22 protein-coding genes and 1 pseudogene are annotated in these 25,882 nt (G+C 51.7%); 8 read left to right on the top strand and 15 right to left on the bottom strand.

The window, feature by feature from the left end:
* The first annotated feature begins 285 nt into the window (after window positions 1-285).
* Entirely contained in the window at window positions 286-621 is a 336-nt protein-coding gene (uspB, locus tag ACSZO4_RS15705) for a universal stress protein UspB (protein WP_437889964.1), read from the top strand.
* A 52-nt stretch (window positions 622-673) separates the two neighbouring features.
* Here uspB and pitA read toward each other — a convergent pair whose 3' ends face one another.
* On the bottom strand, window positions 674-2,176 hold the full coding sequence (gene pitA, locus ACSZO4_RS15700; RefSeq protein ID WP_437889962.1) for an inorganic phosphate transporter PitA: 1,503 nt from the start codon (window positions 2,174-2,176) through the stop codon (window positions 674-676).
* A gap of 230 nt (window positions 2,177-2,406) precedes the next feature.
* Here pitA and ACSZO4_RS15695 point away from each other — a divergent pair, with 230 nt between their 5' ends.
* Window positions 2,407-3,606 carry an NAD(P)/FAD-dependent oxidoreductase gene (locus ACSZO4_RS15695; RefSeq protein ID WP_437889961.1) on the top strand — a complete coding sequence of 400 codons (1,200 nt, stop codon included), beginning with the start codon at window positions 2,407-2,409 and terminating at the stop codon, window positions 3,604-3,606.
* 93 nt (window positions 3,607-3,699) lie between these two features.
* Here the strand turns inward: ACSZO4_RS15695 and ACSZO4_RS15690 are convergent, their stop codons facing one another.
* Genes ACSZO4_RS15690 through ACSZO4_RS15680 form a run of 3 tightly spaced genes read right to left on the bottom strand, consistent with a single transcriptional unit; the run spans window position 3,700 to window position 5,643 of the window.
* Entirely contained in the window at window positions 3,700-3,822 is a 123-nt protein-coding gene (locus ACSZO4_RS15690) for a hypothetical protein (RefSeq protein WP_437889960.1), read from the bottom strand.
* 11 nt (window positions 3,823-3,833) lie between these two features.
* On the bottom strand, window positions 3,834-4,241 hold the full coding sequence (locus ACSZO4_RS15685; protein WP_437889959.1) for an NADPH-dependent FMN reductase: 408 nt from the start codon (window positions 4,239-4,241) through the stop codon (window positions 3,834-3,836).
* Window positions 4,242-4,251: 10 nt separating this feature from the next.
* Window positions 4,252-5,643: an NAD-dependent succinate-semialdehyde dehydrogenase gene (locus tag ACSZO4_RS15680; protein ID WP_437889958.1), complete on the bottom strand. Its 1,392-nt coding sequence runs from the start codon at window positions 5,641-5,643 to the stop codon at window positions 4,252-4,254.
* Between the two features lie 228 nt (window positions 5,644-5,871).
* Here ACSZO4_RS15680 and ACSZO4_RS15675 point away from each other — a divergent pair, with 228 nt between their 5' ends.
* Complete coding sequence (locus tag ACSZO4_RS15675) at window positions 5,872-6,636, top strand: IclR family transcriptional regulator (protein WP_437889957.1); 765 nt, start codon at window positions 5,872-5,874, stop codon at window positions 6,634-6,636.
* Between the two features lie 61 nt (window positions 6,637-6,697).
* On the opposite strand, the gene ACSZO4_RS15670 is transcribed toward ACSZO4_RS15675, so the two are convergent.
* A complete protein-coding gene (locus ACSZO4_RS15670; RefSeq protein WP_437889956.1) occupies window positions 6,698-8,338 on the bottom strand; it encodes a PilZ domain-containing protein in 1,641 nt (546 codons plus the stop codon).
* 736 nt (window positions 8,339-9,074) lie between these two features.
* On the opposite strand from ACSZO4_RS15670, the gene ACSZO4_RS15665 reads away from it, so the two are divergent.
* Window positions 9,075-9,815 (top strand): EAL domain-containing protein, encoded by a 741-nt coding sequence (locus ACSZO4_RS15665; RefSeq protein ID WP_437889955.1) that lies wholly within the window; start codon window positions 9,075-9,077, stop codon window positions 9,813-9,815.
* Between the two features lie 4 nt (window positions 9,816-9,819).
* Here the strand turns inward: ACSZO4_RS15665 and ACSZO4_RS15660 are convergent, their stop codons facing one another.
* The 3 genes from ACSZO4_RS15660 to xapA are packed head-to-tail and all read right to left on the bottom strand — an operon-like array spanning window position 9,820 to window position 12,919.
* Window positions 9,820-10,722, bottom strand: a complete 903-nt coding sequence (locus ACSZO4_RS15660; RefSeq protein ID WP_437889954.1) for a LysR family transcriptional regulator — start codon at window positions 10,720-10,722, stop codon at window positions 9,820-9,822.
* A 50-nt stretch (window positions 10,723-10,772) separates the two neighbouring features.
* Window positions 10,773-12,029: a nucleoside permease gene (locus ACSZO4_RS15655; protein WP_437889953.1), complete on the bottom strand. Its 1,257-nt coding sequence runs from the start codon at window positions 12,027-12,029 to the stop codon at window positions 10,773-10,775.
* A 56-nt stretch (window positions 12,030-12,085) separates the two neighbouring features.
* Window positions 12,086-12,919 (bottom strand): xanthosine phosphorylase, encoded by an 834-nt coding sequence (xapA, locus tag ACSZO4_RS15650; protein ID WP_437889952.1) that lies wholly within the window; start codon window positions 12,917-12,919, stop codon window positions 12,086-12,088.
* 227 nt (window positions 12,920-13,146) lie between these two features.
* Between xapA and ACSZO4_RS15645 the strand changes: the two genes are divergently transcribed.
* The 3 genes from ACSZO4_RS15645 to ACSZO4_RS15635 all read left to right on the top strand — a co-directional run bounded on the left by ACSZO4_RS15645 (window position 13,147) and on the right by ACSZO4_RS15635 (window position 15,583).
* The gene (locus ACSZO4_RS15645) at window positions 13,147-13,398 is read left to right on the top strand and encodes a ParD-like family protein (RefSeq protein WP_437889951.1); all 252 of its coding nucleotides are present in this window, start codon (window positions 13,147-13,149) and stop codon (window positions 13,396-13,398) included.
* A complete protein-coding gene (gene map / locus ACSZO4_RS15640; protein WP_437889950.1) occupies window positions 13,395-14,180 on the top strand; it encodes a type I methionyl aminopeptidase in 786 nt (261 codons plus the stop codon). The genes ACSZO4_RS15645 and map overlap by 4 nt, the downstream gene beginning before the upstream one ends.
* Before the next feature lie 260 nt (window positions 14,181-14,440).
* Entirely contained in the window at window positions 14,441-15,583 is a 1,143-nt protein-coding gene (locus ACSZO4_RS15635) for an iron-containing alcohol dehydrogenase (protein WP_437889949.1), read from the top strand.
* 15 nt (window positions 15,584-15,598) lie between these two features.
* Here ACSZO4_RS15635 and ACSZO4_RS15630 read toward each other — a convergent pair whose 3' ends face one another.
* Entirely contained in the window at window positions 15,599-16,516 is a 918-nt protein-coding gene (locus tag ACSZO4_RS15630) for a LysR family transcriptional regulator (RefSeq protein ID WP_437889948.1), read from the bottom strand.
* A gap of 101 nt (window positions 16,517-16,617) precedes the next feature.
* On the opposite strand from ACSZO4_RS15630, the gene ACSZO4_RS15625 reads away from it, so the two are divergent.
* Window positions 16,618-17,685 (top strand): SDR family oxidoreductase, encoded by a 1,068-nt coding sequence (locus ACSZO4_RS15625; RefSeq protein ID WP_437889947.1) that lies wholly within the window; start codon window positions 16,618-16,620, stop codon window positions 17,683-17,685.
* A 49-nt stretch (window positions 17,686-17,734) separates the two neighbouring features.
* On the opposite strand, the gene ACSZO4_RS15620 is transcribed toward ACSZO4_RS15625, so the two are convergent.
* The 6 genes and pseudogenes from ACSZO4_RS15620 to ACSZO4_RS15595 all read right to left on the bottom strand — a co-directional run bounded on the left by ACSZO4_RS15620 (window position 17,735) and on the right by ACSZO4_RS15595 (window position 25,486).
* A complete protein-coding gene (locus tag ACSZO4_RS15620; RefSeq protein ID WP_437889963.1) occupies window positions 17,735-18,274 on the bottom strand; it encodes an alpha-L-rhamnosidase C-terminal domain-containing protein in 540 nt (179 codons plus the stop codon).
* 27 nt (window positions 18,275-18,301) lie between these two features.
* Window positions 18,302-20,350, bottom strand: a pseudogene (locus ACSZO4_RS15615) (family 78 glycoside hydrolase catalytic domain); the annotation flags it as partial.
* A 232-nt stretch (window positions 20,351-20,582) separates the two neighbouring features.
* A complete protein-coding gene (locus ACSZO4_RS15610) occupies window positions 20,583-21,917 on the bottom strand; it encodes an MFS transporter (RefSeq protein ID WP_437889946.1) in 1,335 nt (444 codons plus the stop codon).
* A 199-nt stretch (window positions 21,918-22,116) separates the two neighbouring features.
* Window positions 22,117-23,178 carry a helix-turn-helix domain-containing protein gene (locus ACSZO4_RS15605; RefSeq protein WP_437889945.1) on the bottom strand — a complete coding sequence of 354 codons (1,062 nt, stop codon included), beginning with the start codon at window positions 23,176-23,178 and terminating at the stop codon, window positions 22,117-22,119.
* A gap of 128 nt (window positions 23,179-23,306) precedes the next feature.
* Entirely contained in the window at window positions 23,307-24,548 is a 1,242-nt protein-coding gene (locus tag ACSZO4_RS15600; RefSeq protein ID WP_437889944.1) for a glycoside hydrolase family 1 protein, read from the bottom strand.
* Between the two features lie 11 nt (window positions 24,549-24,559).
* Window positions 24,560-25,486, bottom strand: coding sequence for a hypothetical protein (locus tag ACSZO4_RS15595; protein ID WP_437889943.1), 927 nt, complete (start codon window positions 25,484-25,486; stop codon window positions 24,560-24,562).
* Window positions 25,487-25,882: the final 396 nt, after the last annotated feature.

Genomic DNA, 25,882 nt, shown 5'->3' with positions numbered 1-25,882 from the left:
CGGGCATCGTGAAAAATCTATGGCAAAGAAAGCCTTATGTTCTCATAACTGACGATTAAATCGCACCTTCCTTAAGTCATATTTATAACCAGCTGCAATAGAACGAGTAATGATGTGGCAAAAAAATAGACTGATCTCCTACACTATTTAATGAGCCGTTTGGATTTAAGTTTGTGATCCCGATCGGTTATTGGTAACACTCTTCACTGATTGACTTGGGTGATATCTGGGAGCGGTAGTCCCGGAGCAGGTCTCCGTGGGCAGGTCGCCGGGGGAGTAGATATGATGATCAGCACTGTCGCACTGTTTTGGGCTTTATGCATCGTTTGTGTTGTTAACATGGCACGTTATTATTCGTCGTTGCGTGCTTTGCTAGTGGTACTGCGTGGTTGTGACCCGTTGCTTTATCAATATGTAGATGGCGGAGGCTTCTTTACCTCCCATGGACAGCCTGGTAAGCAGATGCGTCTGGTGTGGTATATCTACGCCCAACGTTATCGCGATCATCATGATGATGAGTTCATTCGCCGTTGTGACCGTGTGCGCGGTCAGTTTGTTTTAACCAGTGCACTGTGCGGTTTGATCGTAGTGAGTTTGATTGCGTTGATGATATGGCACTGAGCATAAAAAAACGGGCCAGAAATCTGACCCGTTTTTTGTTTTTTTAAATCGACTAAATCAGCTGCAGGGATATCCAGTACAGGCCACCCGAAAGCAGGATCGATGCTGGCAGGGTGAACACCCATGCCATCAGAATGCTGGTGACGGTTTTACGTTGCAATCCACCGCCATCAACAATCATCGTCCCCGCCACGGAAGAAGACAGAACGTGAGTGGTGGAAACCGGCATACCGGTATAGCTTGCCAGACCGATTGAGACGGCCGCCGTCATCTGCGCGGACATCCCCTGAGCATAGGTCATGCCTTTTTTACCGATCTTCTCACCAATGGTGGTCGCCACGCGACGCCAGCCAATCATGGTGCCGATACCCAATGCCAGGGCGACGGCCATAATAATCCACACCGGGGCATATTCGATGGTGCTCAGCATATCGCCTTTCAGCTTCTTAAGCAGACGCTGATCGTCAGCGCTCACTTCAGGCTGTTTGGTGACCTGGTCGGTGATGTCAGACAGGCAAAGCATAATGCGACGCAACTGACTGCGCTGCTCAATAGCCAGATTGTCGTAGCTTTCAATACCGGTCAGCATCTCTTTTGCTTTATCCAGCGCGATAATGGCGCGCCCCGGATGGCAATGGAACTCGGTCGGACTGGCCGCAGCGTCACCAGACGCCGGAACAGGCGCCGTTGGGTCAACGCCAATGACTTTCTGCAACAGCGCAGGATGTTGCTGGAAGTACGCTTCCACGTTGTTAACCGCGTCGCGGGTACGGGTGATGTCGTAGCCGGTAGCATTCATGTTGACCACGAAGCCCGCAGGCGCCACGCCAATCAGCACCAGCATAATCAGACCAATGCCTTTCTGACCATCGTTCGCGCCGTGGGAGAAACTGACGCCAATGGCGGAGAGGATCAGCGCAATACGGGTCCAGAACGGCGGCTTTCTTTTACCGTCCTGCTTTTCACGCTCGGCAGGCGTTAAGTGAATGCGATTGCGCTTTTTGCTGCCGCTCCAGAAGCGACGCAGGAGGAACACCAGCCCGCCAGCGAACACCAGACCCACGATCGGTGAAACGATCAGTGAACCGAAGATGTTCAGCACTTTTGGAATATTCAGCGCGTCCACCACGGAAGTGCCGGTCATCAGGGCGTTGGTCAAACCAATACCGATAATCGCGCCAATCAGGGTGTGAGAACTGGAGGCTGGCAGCCCGAGATACCAGGTACCCAGGTTCCAGATAATGGCTGCCAGTAACATTGAGAAGACCATGGCGAGGCCATGTGCCGAACTCACGTTAAGCAGTAGATCGGTCGGCAGCATATGCACAATCGCATAGGCTACGCTAAGCCCCCCCAGCAGAACGCCGAGGAAGTTAAATACCGCTGCCATCACAACCGCTAGCTGAGAACGCATTGCGCGGGTATAGATAACAGTCGCTACGGCGTTTGCCGTGTCGTGGAAGCCGTTGATTGCTTCGTAGAACAGAACAAAAACCAGAGCAAGCAAAAGTAACAACCCGGTATGAAGATCCAGGCCGGCAAATAAATGTAGCATAGGACGTTACGCCATCTTGGGGACATGAACGCGGCGCATTATCAGTGACTTTAGTGACATCGGCAAAGTGAAATATGGACTTTTTTTGATATCGCTAATGGTTAAGTATGCTTTTATTAAGCATATTCTTATATTTTTCAATGGAATGGGTCATTGTGTTTATATTCGGGCTGGTGTGACCAGCCGGGAATATTTACAATTCGCCGCGACTAAAACAGGTGAGGTGCAGTGTGGAACGGTTTGATGCCATTGTTATTGGTGCCGGTGCGGCGGGAATGTTTTGTGCAGCTCAGGCGGGGCAGGCGGGATTACGCGTGCTTCTCGTGGATAACGGTAAAAAACCCGGCCGTAAAATACTGATGTCTGGCGGCGGCCGCTGTAACTTTACTAACCTTTATGTCGAACCTGCGGCCTATCTCAGTCAGAACCCGCATTTTTGCAAATCTGCCCTTGCGCGTTACACCCAGTGGGATTTTATCGAGCTGGTGGGAAAATACGCTATTGCCTGGCATGAGAAGACCCTTGGCCAACTCTTCTGTGATGACTCTGCTGAGCAAATCGTCAATATGCTGGTGGCCGAGTGTGAGAAAGGGCAGGTCGTGATGCGTTTACGCAGCGAAGTGCTTAGCGTCGCGCGTGATGATCAAGGCTATAGCCTGCAACTGAATGGTGCGACGGTGACGGCGCCAAAACTGGTGATTGCCTCCGGCGGCCTCTCTATGCCGGGACTGGGTGCGACGCCGTTCGGCTACAAAATTGCCGAGCAGTTTGGCCTGAAAGTGCTGCCGACACGCGCAGGACTTGTGCCTTTTACGCTCCATAAGCCGATGCTGGAACAGTTCCAGGTGCTATCCGGCGTGTCCGTTCCTTGCGTAATTACCGCCGAAGACGGCACGGTGTTTAAAGAGAACCTGCTCTTTACCCATCGGGGGCTTTCCGGGCCAGCGGTGCTGCAAATATCCAGCTACTGGCAGGCCGGTGAGTTTGTCAGCGTTAATCTGCTCCCCGAGTGCGACCTTGAAAATCTGTTAAATGAACAGCGCGAGGCCCATCCAAACCAGAGTCTGAAAAACACCCTGGCGACGCAACTGCCGAAACGTCTGGTGGAGTGCCTGCAACAGCTTGGGCAAATCCCGGATCTGACCCTTAAGCAGCTTAACAGTCGCGAGCAGGAAACACTGGTTGAAACGCTGACCAACTGGCGCGTGCAACCTAACGGCACCGAGGGCTACCGTACGGCGGAGGTGACGCTGGGCGGCGTGGATACCAATGAGCTTTCCTCGCGCACCATGGAAGCCCGTAACGTGCCCGGTCTCTATTTTATTGGCGAAGTGATGGATGTAACCGGCTGGCTTGGCGGCTATAACTTCCAGTGGGCATGGGCCAGCGCATCGGCATGTGCGCAGGCGCTGGTTGCCGATCCCAGCTAAAGAGTTGTACGCGACAGGTCTGAAATTCTCTCCCGGTTGTTATGCACCATACTGCCCGGAAGGTGAAGCTTCCGGGCAGCAATGCCTCAATGATTATTTCTTCTGCTTAATCACATCGGTGAGCGCGCTAATTTGACTGGTGATTAACGCCAGTATTTTCTCATCGTGCAGGTTGCCTTGCTCGTCGAAGCCGCCGGCAAATGCATTAGCGAACACTTCTGGTTTGTTCAGTGGATAAACATTGAAAAGACGCAGCTCTGGCGCAAATGGTATTGCGCGCGAGACGTGCCCATGCCTCCGCCCGCGCCCATCAGTGCCGCAGGTTTGTCGTTTAGCGGGGTATCGGGCTGGCGTGAAAGCCAGTCAAGAATGTTCTTCAGTGCCGGAGCCATAGAATAGTTATATTCAGTACAGGCGAAGATAAACCCGTCCGCAAGCTGCGCCTGATGCGCAATGCGTTGTACCGATTCCGGTATCCCGACGATGTCGGCATTATAAAAAGGAACATCCTGCAGCTCGGCGATATCCAGAGATACGCCAGATGGCAGCACAGACTGGGCAGCGCGAAGCAGTCCACGGTTGGTCGAGGCTTTACGCAGGCTACCAGAAATACCAAGTAGTTTAATTGAACTCATTACGTTATCTCTAGAATTCAGCATCAATATCAACAATAGAAATTAATTTGTGATTCACAAACTCTTTTATTCCTAGTCCGGTCAGCTCACGTCCATAGCCCGAACGCCGCAACCCGCCGAACGGCAAATCTGCTTTCACTCTGGTGGGATGGTTGACGTACACCATCCCGGTTGAAATGCGTTTCGCCAACTCGGCACCCTTCGCAGGATCGCCCGTGAAGACAGAACCCCCCAGGCCAAATGGCGAGTCGTTCGCAATATTGACTGCATCATCTTCGTCTTTGGCGCGAAAGAGCATGGATACCGGGCCAAAAAATTCCATGTTCCAGGCCGGATTATCCGGCGTGACTTCCGTCAGAATGGTTGGCTGAACGAAAGCGCCCTGCCGGGGAACGGCTGGACCCACTTCCAGGGCAACGGCCCCTGCCGCAACGGCGAGCTGGATTTTTTGTTTAACCTCATCAGCCGCTTCCTGCGAAGAGAGAGGAGCAAGCGTGGTGCTGGCGTCAAAGGGATCGCCTGCACGGAGTGCTGCCACACCCTGGGTGTAGCGCTGTAAAAACTCGTCGTAAACGTTATCAACGATGATCATGCGTTTCGAGGAGACGCAGACCTGGCCTCCATTCCAGTGGCGACCAAAGACCGCCCATTTGGCTGTTTTTTCCAGGTCAGCGTCTGCCAGAACGATAAACGCATCGGCGCCGCCAAGCTCCAGCGTCGATTTCTTCAGGGCTTTGGCGGCCTGCTGGGCAACCGTCGCGCCGGCGCCTTCTGAGCCGGTCAAGGCTACGCCGTGCACCCGGGGATCGTTGAGGATCATTTCAATATGCTTACGGGTGGCATACAAATTTGTGAAGCCCCCGTCCGGTAGCCCGGCATCTTTCATCAGTCGTTCGAAACGAGCGGCACTTTGCGGCACGTTCGACGCATGTTTCAACAGGATGGTATTACCGGCGGAAAGCTGCGGTGCAATGATGCGGGCAATCTGATAATAGGGGAAGTTCCAGGGTTCGATCGCCAGCAGAACCCCCAGTGGCTCATGAACAATCTGTGCCGTGGCTTCTTGCAGATTGGCCACGGGGAGTATTTCAGGTTCAAGAAGGCGCTCGGCGTTATGGACATAGTATTCAAATATTTGTGCAGATAATTCGATCTCTGCATAGGCTTCACCCACTAATTTTCCCATTTCGAGCGTTAGCAGGTGGGCGAATTCATCCTTCTGTTCGCGTAGCAGATCGGCGGCGGTTTGTAGAATTCGCGCGCGGGTTGAAAAGGCTGTATTTTTCCACGCAAGAAACGCATGGTGCGCATTCGATATCGCGTCAGCAACAAACGAGTCCGTCGCATCTGGAAATGTTTTGATAACTTCACCCGTATACGGGTTAGTTGTTGCATATCCCACAGCAAACCTCCGGAAGACAAGATGTTTAACAGCATGATAATCATGAAATTTTCGGTTATCTTTTTGCCAGCGGTCATGAGGAAACATAAAGGCGGATAACCGAATACAGGCGTTTTTCGCGAGCCGTGTTGCATACGTTTTCGTGAAACAACGCCATCAGGCCATAATACGCTCCGTTAAAAACAATACAATATTAACCGCATTGCGGTACATCATGTGAGGTGGGGGATGAAAAAGGTACAAGGTATTCAGGTTATCTCCAGAGCAATTAAAATATTACGTCTGCTGAATGAGCGTGGCATCAGCCTGGGAGAACTGGCGCGTTTGAGTGATCTGCCGCGTTCAACCGTACAGCGTATCGTCGAAACACTGGCGGTTGAGAACCTGGTGGAATCAGGAGAGTGTGGCGTCCGGCTTGGCTGGGGCATCCATGAGCTGGCCCGCAATGCCTATTCTGACGTGGTGGCTCAGTTACGCCATCCTCTGGAAATGTTATTCGAGACAACAAGAGAAACCGTTGAAATATCAACATACTATGGTCGTGAAGTGATTTTCCTCGATCGTATTGTCAGCGATCAGGCAGTGCGTGTTGTGCCTGTCTACAACCGGCCAAAACCCATTTATGCCATGGCAAATGGTAAAGCGATGTTGTCGTTGCTCGGGAATGAACAAATCATTTCCCTGCTCAAAGAGCAGATGCCGGCGCTGACCCAAAACACGAAAACCGATGTCTCTACGTTGCTTAAAGAGATTGATGAGGTACGAGCCTCAGGCTTTTCATTTGATCTTGAAGAACATGCGCAAGGGATTTGTGCGGTGGGCATTCCTCTCGCCATACCGGGGCAGTCGGCGCATGCCATCTCCGTCGTGGTGCCGTCGTACCGTTTTAATGACCGGCTTGCTGAGATTAAAAATGCCCTATCCGTAGTGCGAAAAGAGTGTATGGCGATTTTGCAGCCAACAGCATTCAGGGGCACGCAACATAATGGGTGACGAGAGAGGAATACGCGGGCCAGCTCAGCAAAAGCTGGCCCGTGCAGAGACATACTGCGCCCTAGAGTCGGGTGACTTTCATTGCATATTCCGCCGGATCGACAATCTCAACCAGTTTACCTACCTGGGTTAAATCACTTCTTGAGACCACGCTGCTGATGGTTGTCTCCGGGAAACGCAGATTTTTAACCAGGTGAACTTCGCTCGGTTTACCTTTCTTATCAATATCCATCACCCAGCCGAGGAAACCGCTGGTGTATTTCACCAGACTGCCGATGGGATAAAACCCATAGGTCTGCACATACTCCATTAAAATGACCCGGTCGTACGCGCTGCTCGCTTCATACACACGTCTGTAGGCGGAGAAAGGTGAGCGAGGCTGAGCACCGTTTCGTGAATTGGTGAGCTTATTAATGATTTTGATGACGCAGAGCAGGTGAATAAGCTCTGAGAGCTGTGTGCCTTTTTTGCCTGCCGGATAACCTCTGCCGTCCAGCCGTTCATTGGCATTCTGCATGATATCGGCGCACACCGGGCTCGCCACCCAGCCAAGGGTGTCCAGCTTGAGCTGCATTTCAGCCACATGCTGGCGAAGGATCCCTTTTTGCGCCGGATTCATATTCATCTTCAGTGACGGAAGCTGAGCGCTCACCAGCAGCGGTTTACCCATGGTATGCAGCAACGTGCCGAGCAGGGCTTCGCGGACTCTGGGATCGTGCGGATCCCGGAGCAAAAGAAGATCGGCTAACTTACCGGCCACCTGAATGGCATGCCTGACCCACTCTGGTTCATCGCGCAGTGACGACAGCGCATAGAGAAAGGCTTTCCTGTCCTGCTTCACAAGGTAGAGCAGGGTATCCACGCAGTCGTAAAAGAGCCCGGATGGGAAAGTATTTCTGTTTTTCAACTGCATCAGGCCAATCTGCAAACGGTTAGCGACTTCCAGAACACCGCGCTCCATCGGTGGTTGCCGCATACGCCTCTCCCTTTCTTGCATCTCTCTGAGCCGCAATTGTCGTTCTTTGGGGCCAGGAATAAACAGGGGCGAGGCATAGACCATACTGCCCTTCATCCCTACACGGTGAGCCGCTTCTCTCTCCGATTCATTGACGTAGTAAAGCAGTGACTCAATTTGCGCCGCAGACAGGTCGACAAACTGTATGCCAATGGCCGCATAGCCATTCTGGCCGACGGGACGGACATGGCGGATCCTGCCGCGAGTGGAGAACGCCCGCCCGTTAGGAAACTCCAGCGTAATGTCGGGGATAGCCTGGCCGACTTCCAGCGCAATGCTTTCGACGAGCTCAATTTCAACCATGCAACCCCCGGTTGAAATATTACGCAGCATGCCCGCAATGCTGAGGGCATGAGGAAATATCTCAATACGCGTCCTGGCGTGCATACCGAGAATAAAGGGAATGCGTACCCCGCCTCTGCTTTCAGCCAGAAATACCGACTCAGGAAGCTGACATTCCAGGCGATACAGCATACTGTCGGTTTTAAAGAATTTGCTCGAAAGATCGCTCAGGCTATACGTCTCGCGTGCTGAGTTTTCCGCGCTACCCAGCATCTCCAGATCGAGACTGAGAATACCTTCTGACAGATACTGTTCATAATCGGTGCCGTCATACTCAATTTCCAGAATCAGCTTACTGGCATCGGCATTGAATTCTGCCACTTCTGCCTGCAATGCATAATGCATCTCTCTGGTGTACACCGAAACTATATGCGGATGCTGGAGCATCGACCGAATTATACTGGCTGAAGGTGAGGGTAACATTTCCATAAAATATGTACCTATTAAAGCAATGGTCGTGGTGTTTTCTTGCGCTGTGATGAAAAGGTTTACCTTTGGTTAAATAATATATCTTGTCTGCCTTCCGGCGCAATCACCATTGCGTATTATTGGTTATTCTTATTCATTAAATTAGCAGTACTGAGAGCCGCCTGGCTTCTCCATGAGTCACATTTCAAATTATATATTACAAATACATTTTTAGGTTTTTCTGTAATCTTATTGTCATAATCAAAAAACATGAAAGAATTTAAACAGTAATGCTTAGAAAAAACTGTTGCCAGGTTTGATAAGGCGAATGTTAACAACATGTAAATTGTAAACAGAAATATCAGAATCGATTTCTTCACCCATATCCATATCAGTTGAAATAATGTTGTTATCACTACTAATTAGGAATAACTTTATGAAATAAATGAAATTATTGGATTTATACTCTGCATTTATCATTTAACAAAATACAACACCCCCCCGTAAAGAATAGATTGCAGCGATCGTTAAGTTAATCATGATAGGTAATATCTATCAAATGGTATTTATTGATCATTTAAAACAATTTTTAAATATCCTGAATAAATGATTAAAATATGTAATGGATGGGATTTTAAAAAGCGTTCTTGTGTGTTGATGGGGCGAAAAAGAAATGGAAGCAGAAGTTTTTAATTTTAATAATAAGAAATTTCACATGACTGCGGAGTTTCAACCCATCGTCAGTATGTATGACCAAAAAATTGACCGTTACGAAGCTCTTGCCAGGTTTAAAAATGAAGATGGCCTTACTATACCCACACAAAAAATAATAGATAGTGCAGAACAGCATGGCTTAGTAGGGGTCATTACAGATTTTATATTCAAATTAATCTGCCATTTTCTTACTAAAAAAGAAAATTTGAAATTTTCATTCAACTTTTCGCATCAGCTTCTCAATAATCCTGACTATCCGGAAAAATTTTACCGGCAATGTATTCAAAACGGCGTTAATCCGCGAAACATTGAAATTGAAATCAGTGAGAAGGTGACCAAAGAGCAGCTTATTCGTAGTGAGCCGTTTTTAAAAAAGGCAAAAGAATATGGTTTTACCATCTCGCTCGATGATTTTGGCGCCGGAAGCCTCGACATCGACAGCTTAGGGCTCTTCAATTTTGATACCATCAAGATTGATCGCTCAATTGTTGATGGTATTGGCCACAATCAGACCCGGCGGGATGCTTTACAGCAGATCCTGAAAAATATGCAGCATCTGAATCTGCACATTATTTGTGAAGGTGTGGAGAAGCAAGCCGATCTCAATTTTCTCAAGGAATACAAAGAGATTGGCATCCAGGGATATATCTTCTACTACCCCTTAACCATCAGCCAGTTGAAGCTGCTGGAAGATTTCTAGCTTGCTACACGCCCTCTGACGAAGGTTGAGTCAGCGCCTCAATCAGTTTTGTCAGGGCAGATGTCACCTGCTCCTGCTCGAAAACAATGTATAAATCCGCCGGTATTCGCGTTTCCAGTGGCCGAAATATCACCCCTGGCCAGTTGATCTGTGCGTAGCCATCAGCCATGAGGGTGATCCCCATTGCCATACTGATCATCGCCAACAGCGTCTGCGGCTCCACTGCTTCACGGACAACAATCGGCTTAAACCCAGCTTGCAGGCATACGCGCTGTAAAAAGGCCCAGTCTGAATGTACCTGAGGTAAGGTAACAAAATGCTCATGACGTAATGCCTCCAGCGGCACGGCAGAACAGGCCGCGAGGTGATGATGCTCAGGCATGGCGACGAGGAAGGAAGATTCATGTAAACGCAGGCTGGTAAATCCCGGCGGAGGCTCCAGCACCATTCGCCAGATACCTGCATCCAGTTGGCGGCGTTCCAGCAGCGCCATTTGTTTTCCGGGCGATTTCTCATGGAACTGCACTTCGACATTGGCGTTGTCTTGTAAAAAGCGGCGCATAGCGGGACGCATTCTTCCCCACATCGCGGTACCTACAACGCCCAGCTCAATGCGCCCGGATTCCCCTCGCCCAATCTGCGCCACTTTAGCCAGAGCCTGATCCGCATCTGCCAGTAAGCGCCGGGATTCCGCCATCAGGATCCTGCCGGCATGCGTCAGCGCCACGCTGCGAGAATGGCGAACGAACAGCTGCGCGCCAAGCTGCTGTTCCAGCTCTTTAATGTGAAGACTGAGAGGGGGTTGCGACATGTTAAGCCGCAGCGCCGCGCGTCCAAAATGCAATTCTTCCGCGATAGCGAGGAAATAGCGCAATAGTTTCAAGTCGATACGGTGGGTACGTTCCATAACTATTGCGCTCCATACGAGGGAAAACTCACCCGAATGTAACACAGTATTTAATGTGCTAAGGGTTTGGCTGGCGCTTTTTCAGGTTCATGTTGGTATTTAAAGACGCATGCAAAAATAATCGCCAGTACCAGGGAGTAGCCCGCGAATACCAGCCAGATCGTTTGCCAGTCTTTAACGCCATCGATGGAAAAGTAATCAACGGCCATACCGCTAAGAATGGAACCTACCCATGCGCCAACGCCATTAACCATGGTCATAAATAGCCCTTGCGCGCTGGCACGGATGGTTGGGCTGACTTCCTGTTCCACGAAGACAGAGCCAGAAATATTAAAGAAGTCGAATGCGCAGCCATAGACGATCATCGACATCAGTAGCAGGACAAAGCCCACAGGCGAGGGATCGCCAAAGGCGAAGAAGCCAAAGCGTAACGTCCACGCCACCATGCTCATCAGCATCACCGTCTTGATGCCAAAACGCTTAAGGAAGAAGGGGATAGTCAGGATGAAACCAACTTCCGCCATTTGTGAAACGGAGAGCAGGATAGAGGGATATTTCGCCACAAAGCTGTTGGCAAATTCAGGGTTACGGGCAAAATCATGCAGGAACGGATTACCGAAGACGTTGGTAATTTGCAGGACGGCGCCGAGCATCATGGCAAACAGGAAGAATATCGCCATGCGCGAATTTTTAAACAATACAAATGCTTCCAGCCCCAGCTTGCTGGCGAGGGAGGCTTCTGCTTTTTTCTCTGCCAGCGGAATTTTCGGTAGCGTCAGCGCGTAAACAGCCAGCACTAACGACGCTGCTGAGGCAATGTAGAGCTGTACGTTGCTCAGCTCCAGTCCCATCAGACTGACGGACCACATCGCGACAATAAAGCCGAGCGTGCCAAACACGCGAATGGGCGGGAATGCGGTGACGGGATCCTGCCCTGACTGCGCCAGACAGGAATAAGAGATGCTGTTTGATAATGCGATCGTTGGCATATATGCCATCGCGTTAATGAGAATTATCCAGAACATGGTCTCGGGATCTGTCACGGTGGCGGCATACAGCAGTGCGACCGCGCACACCAGGTGACACAGCATATAGGTCCGTTCCGCGCGCAACCATTTGTCGGCGATAATCCCCATGATGCCAGGCATAATAATCGCGGCTAACCCTTTCGAGCTGTATACCATCCCCACGTTGGCACCCGTGAAATTCAGGGTGTTGATCATGTAAGATCCGAGGGTAACCAGCCAGCTTCCCCAGATAAAATATTGTAAAAACGACATAACTTTTAATCGGAAAGTAATGCCCATTTTTGTCTTCCTTGTCCCAGGGGTCTATGGCCCCGCTAGCGGGGCGGTGATTAATGTCAGGCCAGCTTGCGTAAGAAACCGCAAATCAGGTTGATGAAGTTCTGCCGCGATAGCTCAGCCGCTGCCAGCGTTTGGGCATGGGATAACTGAACGTCGCCCAGGCCTTCCGCCAGATTTGTGATGGCCGATACCGCAACCACTTTCAGCCCGCAATGGCGTGCCGAGATCACTTCCGGCACGACCGACATGCCGACCACGTCGCCGCCGATCATTTGCATCATGCGGATTTCTGCAGCGGTCTCAAAATTGGGGCCAGGATATGAGACAAAAACCCCTTCGCTGAGAGGGAAGCCCTCTTCCGCTGCAACAGCCTGCAATACCTTGCGGTAATCAGCATCGTAGGCGTTGGCGAGGGAGAAGAAGCGTTCGCCGAACCGTTCGTCGTTTGCGCCGACCATCGGGGTTCCTGGCATGGTGTTGATGTGATCGCACAGGGCCACCAGAGCTCCAGGCCCCACTTCAGGGCGTAACGATCCGGCGGCATTGGTGCAAAACAGCAGCTCGCAGCCAAGCAGCTTCAGCGTTCGAATGGCATCGGTCATGATGTTCATGCCGCGACCTTCATAGAAATGTCCGCGCCCTTTCATACAGGCGACCGGGACGCCGGCCAACTGCCCAAGCACCAGTTCCCCTGCGTGGCCGTGAACGGTACTGACCGGGAAGCCAGGCAGTTTTTCATAGGACAGGGTCACCGCATCCTCGATTTGTTCCGCCAGGGCGCCAAGGCCTGAGCCGAGGATAAAGGCAACGCGAGGTGTAAATTCGGGTTTATAACCCCGAATGATATCTGCGCAATACCATGGATTTTGTTCAGGATGGGAATGGCTCATAGGAAGTCCTTGTCAGAAGTTTTTATTGAACAGCTAAACGCCGTTACGCTAATCAGCTCGGGGTGCAGTAAACCAACGCACCAGCAGCCTGAAGCAGGGAGTCATACCTTTATAGCCAGATATATCATTCAGTTACCAATACACTTTGCCCTTGCGATCGATATTATTTTTAAATTGATCGGTCTGGTGTATTATACGTTTCATATATGAAACGTATAAGGTGAATCATGGGCATTGTTAAAATCTCAGATCTGATGCATGAAAACCTGCGTCTTGCCAGCAATGCGCTGAGCCGATCGATCAATTCCCAGGCGGAACACTGGCTCAAGGTCGGTATGCTGGCAGAGATCTACCCGCATCTTACCCACCAACAGCTGACCCGACTGCTGATCCAGGCTGAACTCAACGGTGGCGTTGATATCAATACGCTGATCGACGGCGACACCCTCTCATTACAGACGGAGCAGGAAGCACAGTGAGCAAGATAAAACTGCATTCTCAAGCTGAAATTGAAATGGCACGTGCAGCGGGCCATGCGGCAGCAAAAGTGCTGGAGATGATCAAGCACCATGTTCGTGCTGGCATTACCACTGATGAGCTCGACACCCTGTGTCATGACTACATTCGTGACGAGCTGAAGGTTATCCCGGCGAACATTGGCTACCACGGTTACACCCGTACCGTCTGTACCTCGGTCAACCATGTTGTCTGTCATGGCATTCCCTCTGCTAAGGTATTGAAAAATGGCGATATCGTGAATATCGATGTCGCCATTATCAAAGATGGCTGGTATGGCGATACCAGCCGTATGTACTGCGTTGGCGAGCCATCGGTGCGTGCTAACCGGCTGAACAAGGTAACCTGGGAATCAATGATCGCCGGGATCAAAGTGGTTCGCCCTGGGGCGACGCTGGGTGACGTTGGCGCGGCTATTCAGCAGGTGGCTGAATCCGCTGGGTTCTCGGTCGTCAGAGAGTACTGCGGGCACGGCGTCGGCCAGGTGTATCACGATGAGCCCCAGGTTCTGCATTACGGTAAACCGGGTACGGGTCTGGTGCTGAAAGAAGGGATGATCTTTACCATCGAACCGATGATCAACGCCGGAAAAGCGGCGACCAGCGTTCTCTCCGATGGCTGGACGGTGGTCACCAAAGATCGCTCTCTCTCCGCGCAATGGGAGCATATGGTCGCGGTTACCAGCACGGGCTTTGATATCCTCACGCCATGGCCGGATCCATCGGACGACTATCCGGCGCTTTGATCCCCCTTCCTTGCGGGCAGATCCATAAGATTTGGATCTGTCCTTGTTCCTTTTTTGAACCCTCTTTTTTCTCGTACCTTCGTCATAGCACGATTTAATACCTCTGGTTACATCACAAATTCTCCCTGGGGTTACTGCGACAATCACCCACGCTCCTCAAAGATTTGCTTTTACTCTGCGCATCTCTTCCGCCCCTTATCCGTGCCTGCATGTGCGCAAAATAAAATTCAATCTTTAACCTTAAATTTATGGAGTCTTCTATGACACTCTCTTTTTCTATACCGCGCAGTATTATTTATGGCGAAGATGCGTTAGCCCACCTGTCGACATTAAAGGGAAAAAAGGCGGCGCTGGTGACCGGCGGCAGTTCAATGAAACGCTTTGGTTTTCTGGATAAAGCCATTGCAGAGCTGAATAAAGCGGGCATGGAGTGCACCGTGATTGATAACGTTGAACCCAATCCGTCGGTGGACACTGTCTGGCGAGGCGCGAAGGCGATGCTGGAATTTGAGCCGGACTGGATTGTGGCGATTGGCGGCGGGTCGGCGCTGGATGCGGCAAAAGTGATGTGGTGTTTCTACGAACATCCGGACCTGACTTTTGAAGATATTATCCCGGTCGGATCCATGCCCGGATTACGTAACAAAGCCCGTTTTGTGGCGATCCCCTCAACCAGCGGCAGCGCGTCGGAAATCACCGCTTTCTCGGTGATCACCGATACCGCCAACCACATTAAATACCCGATTGTCGCCGCCGATCTGGTGCCGGATATCGCGATCCTCGACCCGACCATTCCGGCCAAAATGCCGCCGCACGTTACCGTGCATACCGGAATGGATGTGCTGACCCACGCCCTTGAAGCTTACGTCTCCACGGCGGCCAACTCCTTTACCGACCCCTATGCGGTCGAAGCCATTCGCCTGGTCTTTGAGTATCTGGAAATTGCTTATCTCTCGCCGGATGATCTCAACGCCCGGATGCATATGCACAATGCCTCGGCGCTGGCGGGCATTGCCTTTACTAACGCATCACTGGGCCTGGTTCATTCGATGGCGCATAAAATCGGCGGCGAGTTTGGTATTACCCACGGGCTGGCGAATGCCATCATGCTGCCTTATATCATTCAATATAATGCTATCTATACCAATAAATACCAGAAGCTGGAGAAAGCGCTGGGGATGGGCAATCTGATCGTCGCCATTAAAGATCTGAATAAACGTCTGGGGATCCCGAAAACCTTAGGCCAGTGTGATGAAGTTGATATTAAAGAGGCGGCCTTTATGCAGGTGCTGGACAGAATGAGCCGCAATGCGCTGTGCGATCCCTGCACTCTGACCAACCCTAATCAGCCTACCGTGGATGATGTGAAAACCCTCTACAGTGCGGCGTATTTCGGCGGCTAACCCCGAACTGCCGGGTCAACTGGATGTTGGCCCGGCGATATCCAGCTCGCTCAGCGCATTCAGCAGCGCATCCACTTTGGGCAGCAATTGTTTACGCCGTGGCCAGACAAGCGTCAGCGGCAGGCCATCCGGCTGTATTTCAGGTAACACCACTTCCAGTTTCCCCTCAGCCAGCCGATCGCGGATAAGCCAGGTGGGACTCTGCGCCACACCTAACCCGGCGCAGACGGCCTGGAGCTGTGCATCCACATCACCCAGCGCCATCCGGCAGGGTACCGTGCGCCATTGCAGGTGGTTGTCTTCGGTGACGAACAGCCAGGGCTTTGGCGTGCCATCGACACGCTCATACAAAATGGCCTGATGCTGCAACAGATCTGCCACCGTCTCTGGCCTTCCCCGGGCATTGAGATAATTGGGGGCGGCGCAAAAAACCATTTTTTCTCGCCCCAGCAGCTTGCAGCCGAGCGAAGGAGGGAGCGGCTCAGTCCCGCCAATCCGCACCGCAACGTCAATCCCTTCTTCGAACAGATCCACGAAGCGGTCGGAGAAGGTCAGGCTGAGTTCCAGCTCCGGGTTTTGTTGGCAAAAGGGGATAAGCAAGGGCATAACGCCCAGCCGGCCATAAGTGTTCGGTACCGCCAGGCGCAATCGTCCGGAAGGAATAATGCGCTGCGCCGCCAGCACGGATTCGGCCTCCGCCAGCTCTTCCATAATGCGCACGCAGGTCTGGTAATACGCTTTTCCCGCATCGGTCAGTTGCAGACTGCGGGTGGTGCGTTCAAGCAGGCGTGACCCCAGCCGCGTTTCCAGACGACTGACGCTTTTGCTGACCGCCGAGCCGGTGACGTGCAGGCGCTCAGCGGCGGCGGTAAAGCTGCCGCTTTCAACGCTTGCCACAAAAGGGACGATATCTTTCAGGCGCTGATCGTGCATTGATTAGTGAATCCTAGTTGAGAATGATGTGAATTAATACCAGAGATAAGAATTAAATTCTCCATTAGTCTGCTTATTGAACTGATTGAGGAGAGAACCGAATGCAGAAACAAGCACTGATTGTCGGCATCAGCGGCGTGATTGGCCGCGCGCTGGCCGCGAAACTGAACGCAGAAGGCTGGAATGTGGTGGGCCTGTCCCGTGGGCGTGGGGCGATACCTGAAGGCTGTACCAGTCTGGTGGCCGATCTGACCGATGCCAGCGCGGTGAAGGCGGCGCTTCAATCGATAAAACCTGACGCGCTGTTCTTTAGCGTCTGGGCGCGCCAGGAAAACGAAAAGGCCAACATCCGCGTGAACGGCACGATGGTCAAAAACGTCATTGAGGCGCTGGGCGAGCGTCTTTTGGGGGCGCATGTGGCGCTGGTCACCGGACTGAAGCATTATCTCGGACCCTTTGAAGCCTATGGCAAAGGGGCCGTTCCGGTCACCCCTTTCCGTGAGGAGCAGGGCCGCCAGCCGGTTGATAACTTCTATTACGCCCAGGAGGATGAAGTTTTCTCCGGAGCCGAAAAATATGGCTATCGCTGGAGCGTGCACCGCCCGCACTCCATTGTCGGCTACGCGGTTGGAAACGCCATGAATATGGGGCTGACGCTGGCGGTGTACGCCACCCTGTGTCGCGAAAAAGGCTGGCCGTTTATCTTTCCCGGTTCGGCGGAGCAGTGGAACGGCATCTCCGATGTTACCGACGCCGGGCTGCTGGCGGAGCAGCTAAGCTGGGCGACCTCCAGCCCGAACGCGGCCAACGCAGATTTTAATGCGGTCAATGGCGATGTGTTCCGCTGGAACTGGTTATGGCCGCGTCTGGCCGCGTATTTTGGTATTGAATCCGCAGGTTTTACCGGTGCCATCATGCCGCTTGAGGGGCGTATGCAGGAGGCTGAAGAGGCCTGGCAGGAGATAGCCAGCCGCTACCAGCTTGCGGAAAGCCATGTTAACCGCCTGGCGTCCTGGTGGCACACCGATGCCGATCTTGGACGTCCAATGGAGGCCTTTACCGACATGAGCAAAAGCCGCAAAGCGGGCTTCACCGGCTATCGCAGTACCATGGACTCTTTCACTGCTTTGTTCTCTCAACTGAAAGCGGAAAATATTATTCCCCGCTAAGGCGGCTTGCCACTCAGGCGGTTATTCGCCTGAGTGGCAAGGGTAGGTATCAGGCAACAGTATGGCAGGCAATTTCCTGACTGATGCCGTCCAGCACCTGCGGCGGATAATGGAAGAACGGTTTTGTGGCTATCGTCTGCAGCGACTCATTTTCCAGCAGCCCGAGGAATGGCAGGGCGAGCACGTCAGGAATATGTTTTTCCAGCACCAGCTTCGTCTCACTGTTCCTCAGTAGCTCACGGATCGGCATATCGATGTTGTAACGCGGAATGTAGTCAACAAGCGGCGTGTATTCAAAACAGTAGCTACCCGCTGTCAGCTCAATGATAAGCCTGTCATCCTGTTCCACGCCGACGGGCGTACTGCCCTGGGTACGCAGTTTTGCCAGCTTATCGATATCCACAAGCGTCAGCCTGGCGGTGCAGTCAAAGGGCACCGTCACCTTAATGCTGATATCACCCAACGTACTGATTGCCCAGCTTATCTGATACGCCCCCGCCGCCGTCTTTGCGGTCAGGGCCACGGAGCCCAGGCGGTAGTTAGGGTGGGGTTCAATATGCGCCCGTTTGAATCCAGGGCAGGACTCCACCGGTTTCAGGCCGCAGACATCCTTATACAGCCAGTCGATTACCGAACCAAAAGCATAGTGATTGAGCGAGTTCATACTGGTATCCGGATGCATGATCCCTTGCTCATCCACGGAGTCCCAACGTTCCCAGACGGTGGTTGCCCCCTGTTTGACCGGATACAGCCAGCCTGGTTTCTCCTCGCTGAGGAACATGCGGCAGGCGATATCATGCAGTCCCACTTTGGTCAGCGCCCGGCAAAAGAACGGCGTGCCGACAAAGCCAGAGGAGATCTTAAAGCGGTCACGCGCCAGTTTGGCGTTTAAATCCGCAGCGGCTCTGGCGAAGAAGTGAGGTGGATAGAGGTCAAAGAGGATGGCCAGGATATAGGCCGTCTGGGTATCCAGCGCCAGCTTGCCGCGTGGGGTGAGATACTCATGGCGCAGCGCTTCCATAATGTCATCCGCCAGCCGGGAGTAGAGCCGGGCATCGTGGTCAAAGCCCAGCACGGCTGCGGTTTTACCGACAATCTGTGCCGAGTAATGGTAATAAATGGACGCGATAAATTTATCTTCCGTCTTGCCCTTGAAGGTCTTGATATGGGGCTCGTTGTCCAGCGCCAGCCAGTCGCCAAAGTGAAAGCCGCTGTTCCATAACGCCTGGCTGTCAGGCTGCCTGCTGACCTGGGTACGTATGTAATCGACCCAGCTTTTCATGCTGGCGTACTGGCGGCTGAGGATAGTTTTATCCCCGTAATGGAGCCACATATTCCAGGGAACGACGGTAGCGGCGTCTCCCCATGCGCAGCTGCCAGCCTCTTTAACATCAAACATGGGCACTACAAAGGGCACCGCGCCGCCCATTTTTTCCTGCTCCAGCGCCACGTCGTACAGGTATTTGCTCAGAAAGGCGTAGACATCCATATTCATGCAGGCAGGCGATGAGAAGACCTGGAGATCCCCGGTCCAGCCCATGCGTTCGTCGCGCTGGGGGCAGTCGGTCGGAATATCGACAAAGTTGCCTTTATGGCTGCGCATGACGTTTTCGATAAACTGGTTTACGTCAGGTTTTGCGGTGGCGAGTTGCGATAACGGCTGAATATCGGAATAGACAAAGCAGGCGTGGAATGTTTCCAGGGCTGCCCGGGAGCTAAGGCCGGTTACGCTGACATAGCGGAAACCATAGAAGGTAAAATGCGGCCGGACCTCGCGCACCTGGTCATCGGAAGTATGGGTGAAGGTCGCCTGCGCGGTACGCAGATTGTCGGTGTAAAGGGCATTATTTTGCAGGATTTCCGCATAGCGCAGGGTGAGGGTCTCGCCAGGGTTACCGCTGCTGTTGAATGCCACCCAGCCAACAATATTCTGCCCAAAATCGAGGATAACGCTGCCGTCGTCGGCGTCGATAATCGCGACCGGGCGCAGGCGCTGATGGATAACCACCGGCAACCCCTTGCGCGCCTGCAGGCGCGGCATCAGGTTTTGCGCGCTGAGAACCGCAGGCCGGAACTCGCTGGTGCGGGTGGCATCGATATGCTCGCCATCATAAATGCTATTTTCGGCAATTGAGCTGGCGGAACAGCGCCAGCTTTCATCGGTGATAAAGATCTGCTCTGAGCCATCCTGCAGGGTCACCACGATTTCGCAGATCAGTTCAAAACGATCGCCATAGTGGTTCTCTTTGCCGCCATGGTTAAAGCCAAAGCGGCCTTTGTACCAGCCGTTGCCAAGGATAACCTCCAGTTGGTTTTCCCCGCAGCGAAACTGCTCCGTCAGATCCTAGGTCTGGTACTGAAGCCAGCTGTCATAGGCGGTACAGCCGGGGCTAAGATATTCGTCACCGGCTTTTTGCCCATTGACGGACAGCTCATACAGCCCCACGCCGCTGACATAGGCGCGAACCCGCTCAATGTCCTGTCTCTCAAAGGCAATCGTCGTGGTAAACAACGGCGAGGTCAGGGTGTCGTCATCCGCTGTTATCCACTGCGCCTGCCAGGGCTCGTTAATTTTAGCGCTCTCAAACCAGGCGCTGTCGCTGGTGGCGCGCAGGCCGAGGTCGTTTTCCACCGACACGCGCCAGAAATAGCGGGTACGGGGCATCAGCTCAATATCCAGCGTGCAGCCCAGGGAAGAGAGAGAGGACTGCCAGCCGGTATCAATCACCAGAAAACTAAAATCATCCTCGGTGGCCACTTCGATTCTGGCCGCCGTCTGACGACTGGCTCTGTCATCTTCCGTCACCCAGCTCAGAACCACCTCTTCCAGGCTGTAACCCAGTGGGTTTTCCAGATGATTGGTTCTTAAATGTGTAATCTGCATCTCTCGCTTCTCCCTAGCTGTGTGCTTTGCTGATGGATGTGCTGTCATCCGCGACAGAACCGGCCTTAAGAGCGCCATCCCGTTCATGGTCTCTCTTCAGTGACTGGCCAATTTCCGGAATAGGGAATACCGCCAGGGCGGAGAGAATGGAGAATGCGGCGAGGACCAGGAAAAAGAAGGTATAGCCGTCGTCACCGTAAAAGGCTGCGCCAAAAGCAATCAGCGTCGGGGCAACAAAGTTAACCAGCGACGAGGAGAGCTGGGTGGTGACATTCATAATCGAAATGTCTTTCGCGTAATCTTCTTTCGACGGCAGGATGCGGTTGATCAAGGCATTATCGACGGCGTTATACATGCCATAGCCGAAATTGAAGATAAAGTTAGCGATCACCACGAGGATAATATTGTGGGCGAAAGCAAAGGCTATCATGCAGATGCCGGTGATCAGGGCGGCCACAATCACAAAGGGTTTTTGCTTACGAACTTTGTCCGACAGATAACCGCCAATCAGGCCGGAGGCGACCATCAGCGCAATACCGGTAGAGGTCAGGGCGTTGAGCTCAAAAATGCTTTTTTCATCCATGGCGAATCGGGCGATGTAAAACAGCGTGGTCATCGACAAACCGGCGTTGGTGAAGTTAATCAACAGCTTGGTCAGCAGCGCCCAGCTGTATTCCGGATAACGGCTGATGCTTGGGTAAAAGCCGTGTTTGCGTGGTTGTACGCCAGGCCCGGCGCTCTCTTTTTGCGGTTTTACGCTGGGCCCTTCGATAATCATCAGGGCGGCAATAATGCCGCCGACGAGCTGGGTGCCTGCAATCATCAGCACTTTGTCATGCACGCTGGTGGCCGAGAAATATCCCATGATAACCATGCTGCCAAGCATCACGAATACCGGGGCGGCGGCGCCGATTAAGCCGGATACGCGGCCAAATTTCTCCTGGTCTATCTGTTCCGGTACGACTGAGAAGCAGGAGGTTGTCACCATGCCGTAGAACACCTGCGCAAGCACCCAGGTGATCACCAGCTCTGTAATGGAAGCGGCGTTAGCAAAAAAGTACATACAAATTGCCGCCAGCACGCTGCCGGTGACAATCCAGAAACGGCGTCGACCAAAGGAGACCCAGGTTCTGTCGGCAATATATCCCCCCAGTGGGCTAAGGACGACAATGGCAAAACTGGAGATTCCCGCGCACATGCCAAACACCGCAGTGACCTGATTTTCCCCGACCAGGCGGATAATATTAAATTGAATAATGCCAAACATAAGTAATACAAGGGGTGCTACAGAGGTTCCGACGCCGAGCATAGCGGCGGCAACCAGACGTTTGTAAGGTGTTTTTTTCATAAAATATAACCCTCAAAAGGCATTCATTGCATAAATTCCAGACCCGCTAAATTTATCAATCTGCCATTTAATTTTTTTCTATTTTCAACCACATTTTTATCAATGTTCATTATTGGCGAAAATTGTGATTACTATCACAATGCAATTATGGGGGTATGAAATTGCCCGTCGCAGAGCAACTGTGGAGATGTATTTGTGGTTAATTGCCTTTTCTGAACTTAAGCGGCGTGATATTCATTGAGTCAACAAAGAATTTATTAAATGCACTTTGCGCGGCAAATCCAAGCTTGTATGAAATGTCGCCAATGCTCAGGTTTGAGTTATTGAGTAAGCGGACCGCCTCTTCCAGTTTTACCTGTTTTTCGATCACTTTATACGAGGTGTCCATCGACTTTAATCGTCGGGAAAGCGTGGTTTTACTCATGCTTAAACGATAACATATGTCATTGAGCAGGGTGCCATTTTTAAAATCATTACTGTCGTTACTGATGTTTTCACGAATTGCATGGGCGATTTTTTCTTTGATATTGTCGGAGGCTGTCACTCGTTCATAGTCGATATCAACCATTTTTTTAAGAACGTAAAGCAGAGAGTCATTGAATTTTCTGAACGGGCGATCTAAATGTTCAGTTGCAAACGAGATCGAATTTTTATTGGCCTCCCATTCAACGTTGCATCCCCAGTAGCCAAAAATATTCAGGAAAATATTATTTTTCTGGCTTTTGCTGTGTACCAGGAATGAAATTTTTTCGTCGAGGTAATGGTTGACGATAAAGGAGATGAAAATGAAGTTGATCATCGACACAAACTGGTAGTTATACTCTTCAAATTCATGTGTATACTCCAGGGTGACGACCTTTCCTGACTGAGTGCAGGTTATCGAATCAGTGTTGCCGATAATATCCCTGTATTTCATATAGTTATTAATTGCATCTCTCAGCGACTGCGAGTTCAGACACAATAAGGCGAGGTTTGGCGCATGTTCGGAAAAGAGATCGAGAATGTTTTCATTATTAAAGAAGAAATCCTCGGAAAAATCCTTTCTTTTTAAAAACCACTTTTCGCCACCGCCCTGATGGAGCAATGTCAGCAGATGATAATGTTTGACCGCCGGAATTCGATTGTGGGCTGTTGCCACCTCTTCCGGGTGAATCGCGGTTTTTTTGGTAATGTCATCCCACGTATAACCCATTTCGAGGACGTTGAGGATTATTCTGCTGGTGAGCGAAGCACATACACTTTTTCTGGATAAGTCGGTCATGCCAGTAGCCAACGTTATAATGCGAACGAGAAATATACCATGATAAATTTGGCAGATTTTAGACAAGTATCGCAATAATAACCGAATAAACCTGAACAGAGGTATATTCGGTTTTTTGGGCTAAATGCTTATTGATTACGATACTTTTTTATTAACTCGCGATAATGCAGCGCACTGGGCTTGGGGGTACGCTCCCAGGTTGTTCTGTTCACTTCATACAACCCAAATCGAATGTTATAACCATGCACCCATTCGAAATTATCCAGCAGCGTCCAGTGGATATAACCTAATAATGGCAAGCCGTTATTAATGCTGGTTGCAAGATGTTCCAGTGAGGCTTGCAGAAATGCGGCGCGCTGGGCGTCATCATCGGTTGCCAGTCCGTGTTCGGTGACCATCACCGGTTTGCCGGTGGCCTGATGAATATATTCAGCGGCATTGGCCAGCGACGTGGGATCAATCCAGGCGCCGGTTTTATTCTTTTGCGCTGAGTCTGGTACCGGCAATGGGCCCGTCTCGCCCCAGACCACGCGCTCGTAATTCTGCACGCCAATAAAGTCGGCATCCTGAGCGGCAGCGATCCAGTCAGCATAATTCTCCATACGTTTGCTGTCACGCAGTCGGGTATCGCCCTGGGCCTGGTCATCAAGCAGCGCCAGCGAAAATCCCACCTGCAAGGCCGGATTATATTTCTTCAGGGCCGCTCTGCCGCGCTTATGCCCGGCAATTAATCCCGCCATCATAGGGGCAAAATCTTCGCGATTACAGGCGTTGATTGCTGAGAACCGGGCGCTTCCCGTTACGCTGGCGGCCTCATTTAGCATAGCCGCTTGCAGCGTCCAGACGGCGTCCGGCATTCCAAGCACATCGAGGGTGCGTAAAATATTGGGTTCGTTAAAGGTCAGCACATATGTGAGCTGGGCGGCAAAGGCTTCGCCAACCTTGCTGCAATAACGCTCAAAATGGCCGGGCGCTTCAGGATTGATCCAGCCGCCCTGGCGGGCAAACCACAGCGGGCTGCTAAAGTGATTCACGGTGACAATGGGATCCATGCCCCGGGCACGACAGCCGGTGATTATCTGCTGATAATGGTCAAGCATGGCGGCGGAAAAGCGCCCCTCGGCAGGTTCAATCCGCGACCATTCAAGCGAGAAACGGTAGCAGGTCAGCCCCAGATCCCGCGCCAGATCCAGATCGGTTTCCCAGTGCATAAAACTGTTGCAGGCATCGCCCGACGGCTCTTTAAAGACGCTGGGAGTCAGGTTTTCCAGTAGCCAGATATCGCTGTTGACGTTGTTCCCTTCTACCTGGTGGCCGGCAGTGGCGGCTCCCCACAGAAAATCGGGGCTAAACGGTTGTGCGTTACGCATTCTGCTCTCCTTTAAAAGCTGTACATAATGGTTGAAACGAAGGTATGCCCTTTGCTGCGCTGGAATTTGCCGTTCACCATATAAGGGGTGTTATCGAAGGCCTGTTTAAATGACAGATCGCGTGCGGCGACAAACGAGACGCTGAGGCCGGGGATGGAAAGGGGGTGCCAGACGTTAACAAATGACACTTCACCCTGGGTCACGGTGTCGCCGCCGTATCGGAAGAAGCCGCCGCGAAAATCGAGGCCGCTGGTAAAGCTGTCGGTAAAATCATGGAAGGCCATCAACAGGAATGCATGCTCGCGATGGTTATTGTAATCCCAGGCATTACCACTGGTGAATGAGTCCTGGCTGCCCTGAACGCCATCGGCCATATTGAAGACAAATTTCCCCAGGCTGCCTTTGCGGCTGGCATCGGTGTAGTTATAGCCAAACTTAATGTAGTTATCGTCCAGAAATAACTCGGCATTCAGTTCCAGCATCATGGCGTCATCATCAAACATACGGTTCGTGGCGCTCATGTTTTTGTAGTTGGTCAGGGCCTGTTGCCAGGTCAGTACTGCGGTGAATTTACCTGGCACCGAAAACACTTCCGGGCTAACAAGACGGGAATAGCGCAGTTGCTGCTTACGCATATAATCCTGACTTTCGGTAAGGTAGTAACGATACTCATTGGCCCCGTTGCGGTAGTTGAAATCTGAGGTGGCAATGTAATCGATGCCTTTGCCTTCCGGTGTTTCCAGCCTGGAGCTGTCATCTTCATCAGAGTCTGAGTACTCCATCAGGTAGCCGAGCTTCACGAACCAGTTATCGTTTTTGATCTCCGACGTCACGCTGTTATAAGAGCTCATGGCGGCGTTATCTTCCACGCTGGTGCCGCCGTACTCTTTGAGTACCCTGCGACCTTCAAAGAATTCGACGCTGGTATCGCCAAGCATAAATTTTTGCTTTAGGAAGAGCTGGGGCAGCTTCACAAAGCCTTTGGGGTTGCCGTTTTCATCGGCTTTAACAATTTCACGGGTGGAGAAACCTTCTCCCTGAGGACCAATAGGGTCGACGGCATAGGCATCGATATCAATACCAAAATGGTCGGCATAATAACCGGAGGTCAGGGCGACCTTCGCTGACTGTGCCTAGGTGCCCATATCATAATCGGGAAAGCCATAGGACTCGGAGCCAAGACCGTTAGAATGGAGATCAATATAATCCATTCGGAGGGTGGTTTTTATTTTGCTATCGCTAATAAACTTATCAAGGTTAGGGAAGGTGCGATTTAATCGTCAGTTATGAGAACATAAGGCTTTCTTTGCCATAGATTTTTCACGATGCCCGCA

Origin of the sequence: Phytobacter sp. V91 (assembly GCF_965644225.1) — a bacterium.
Classification (GTDB): domain Bacteria; phylum Pseudomonadota; class Gammaproteobacteria; order Enterobacterales; family Enterobacteriaceae; genus CBFFRJ01.
Note: the sequence above shows the minus strand (reverse complement) of the source record. Positions and strands in the feature narration are given on the sequence as shown.

Coding starts and splice junctions, on each gene's coding strand:
- ACSZO4_RS15645 (WP_437889951.1), top strand. CDS start 13,147: ATGGGCATTGTTAAAATCTCAGATCTGATGCATGAAAACCTGCGTCTT.
- ACSZO4_RS15605 (WP_437889945.1), bottom strand. CDS start 23,178: ATGACCGACTTATCCAGAAAAAGTGTATGTGCTTCGCTCACCAGCAGA.
- ACSZO4_RS15600 (WP_437889944.1), bottom strand. CDS start 24,548: ATGCGTAACGCACAACCGTTTAGCCCCGATTTTCTGTGGGGAGCCGCC.
- ACSZO4_RS15670 (WP_437889956.1), bottom strand. CDS start 8,338: ATGCATTATGCATTGCAGGCAGAAGTGGCAGAATTCAATGCCGATGCC.
- ACSZO4_RS15665 (WP_437889955.1), top strand. CDS start 9,075: ATGGAAGCAGAAGTTTTTAATTTTAATAATAAGAAATTTCACATGACT.
- ACSZO4_RS15685 (WP_437889959.1), bottom strand. CDS start 4,241: ATGAGTTCAATTAAACTACTTGGTATTTCTGGTAGCCTGCGTAAAGCC.
- ACSZO4_RS15660 (WP_437889954.1), bottom strand. CDS start 10,722: ATGGAACGTACCCACCGTATCGACTTGAAACTATTGCGCTATTTCCTC.
- ACSZO4_RS15610 (WP_437889946.1), bottom strand. CDS start 21,917: ATGAAAAAAACACCTTACAAACGTCTGGTTGCCGCCGCTATGCTCGGC.
- pitA (WP_437889962.1), bottom strand. CDS start 2,176: ATGCTACATTTATTTGCCGGCCTGGATCTTCATACCGGGTTGTTACTT.
- ACSZO4_RS15630 (WP_437889948.1), bottom strand. CDS start 16,516: ATGCACGATCAGCGCCTGAAAGATATCGTCCCTTTTGTGGCAAGCGTT.
- ACSZO4_RS15625 (WP_437889947.1), top strand. CDS start 16,618: ATGCAGAAACAAGCACTGATTGTCGGCATCAGCGGCGTGATTGGCCGC.
- ACSZO4_RS15595 (WP_437889943.1), bottom strand. CDS start 25,486: ATGCTTGGCGATACCAGCGTCGAATTCTTTGAAGGTCGCAGGGTACTC.
- uspB (WP_437889964.1), top strand. CDS start 286: ATGATCAGCACTGTCGCACTGTTTTGGGCTTTATGCATCGTTTGTGTT.
- ACSZO4_RS15635 (WP_437889949.1), top strand. CDS start 14,441: ATGACACTCTCTTTTTCTATACCGCGCAGTATTATTTATGGCGAAGAT.
- xapA (WP_437889952.1), bottom strand. CDS start 12,919: ATGAGCCATTCCCATCCTGAACAAAATCCATGGTATTGCGCAGATATC.
- ACSZO4_RS15655 (WP_437889953.1), bottom strand. CDS start 12,029: ATGGGCATTACTTTCCGATTAAAAGTTATGTCGTTTTTACAATATTTT.
- ACSZO4_RS15675 (WP_437889957.1), top strand. CDS start 5,872: ATGAAAAAGGTACAAGGTATTCAGGTTATCTCCAGAGCAATTAAAATA.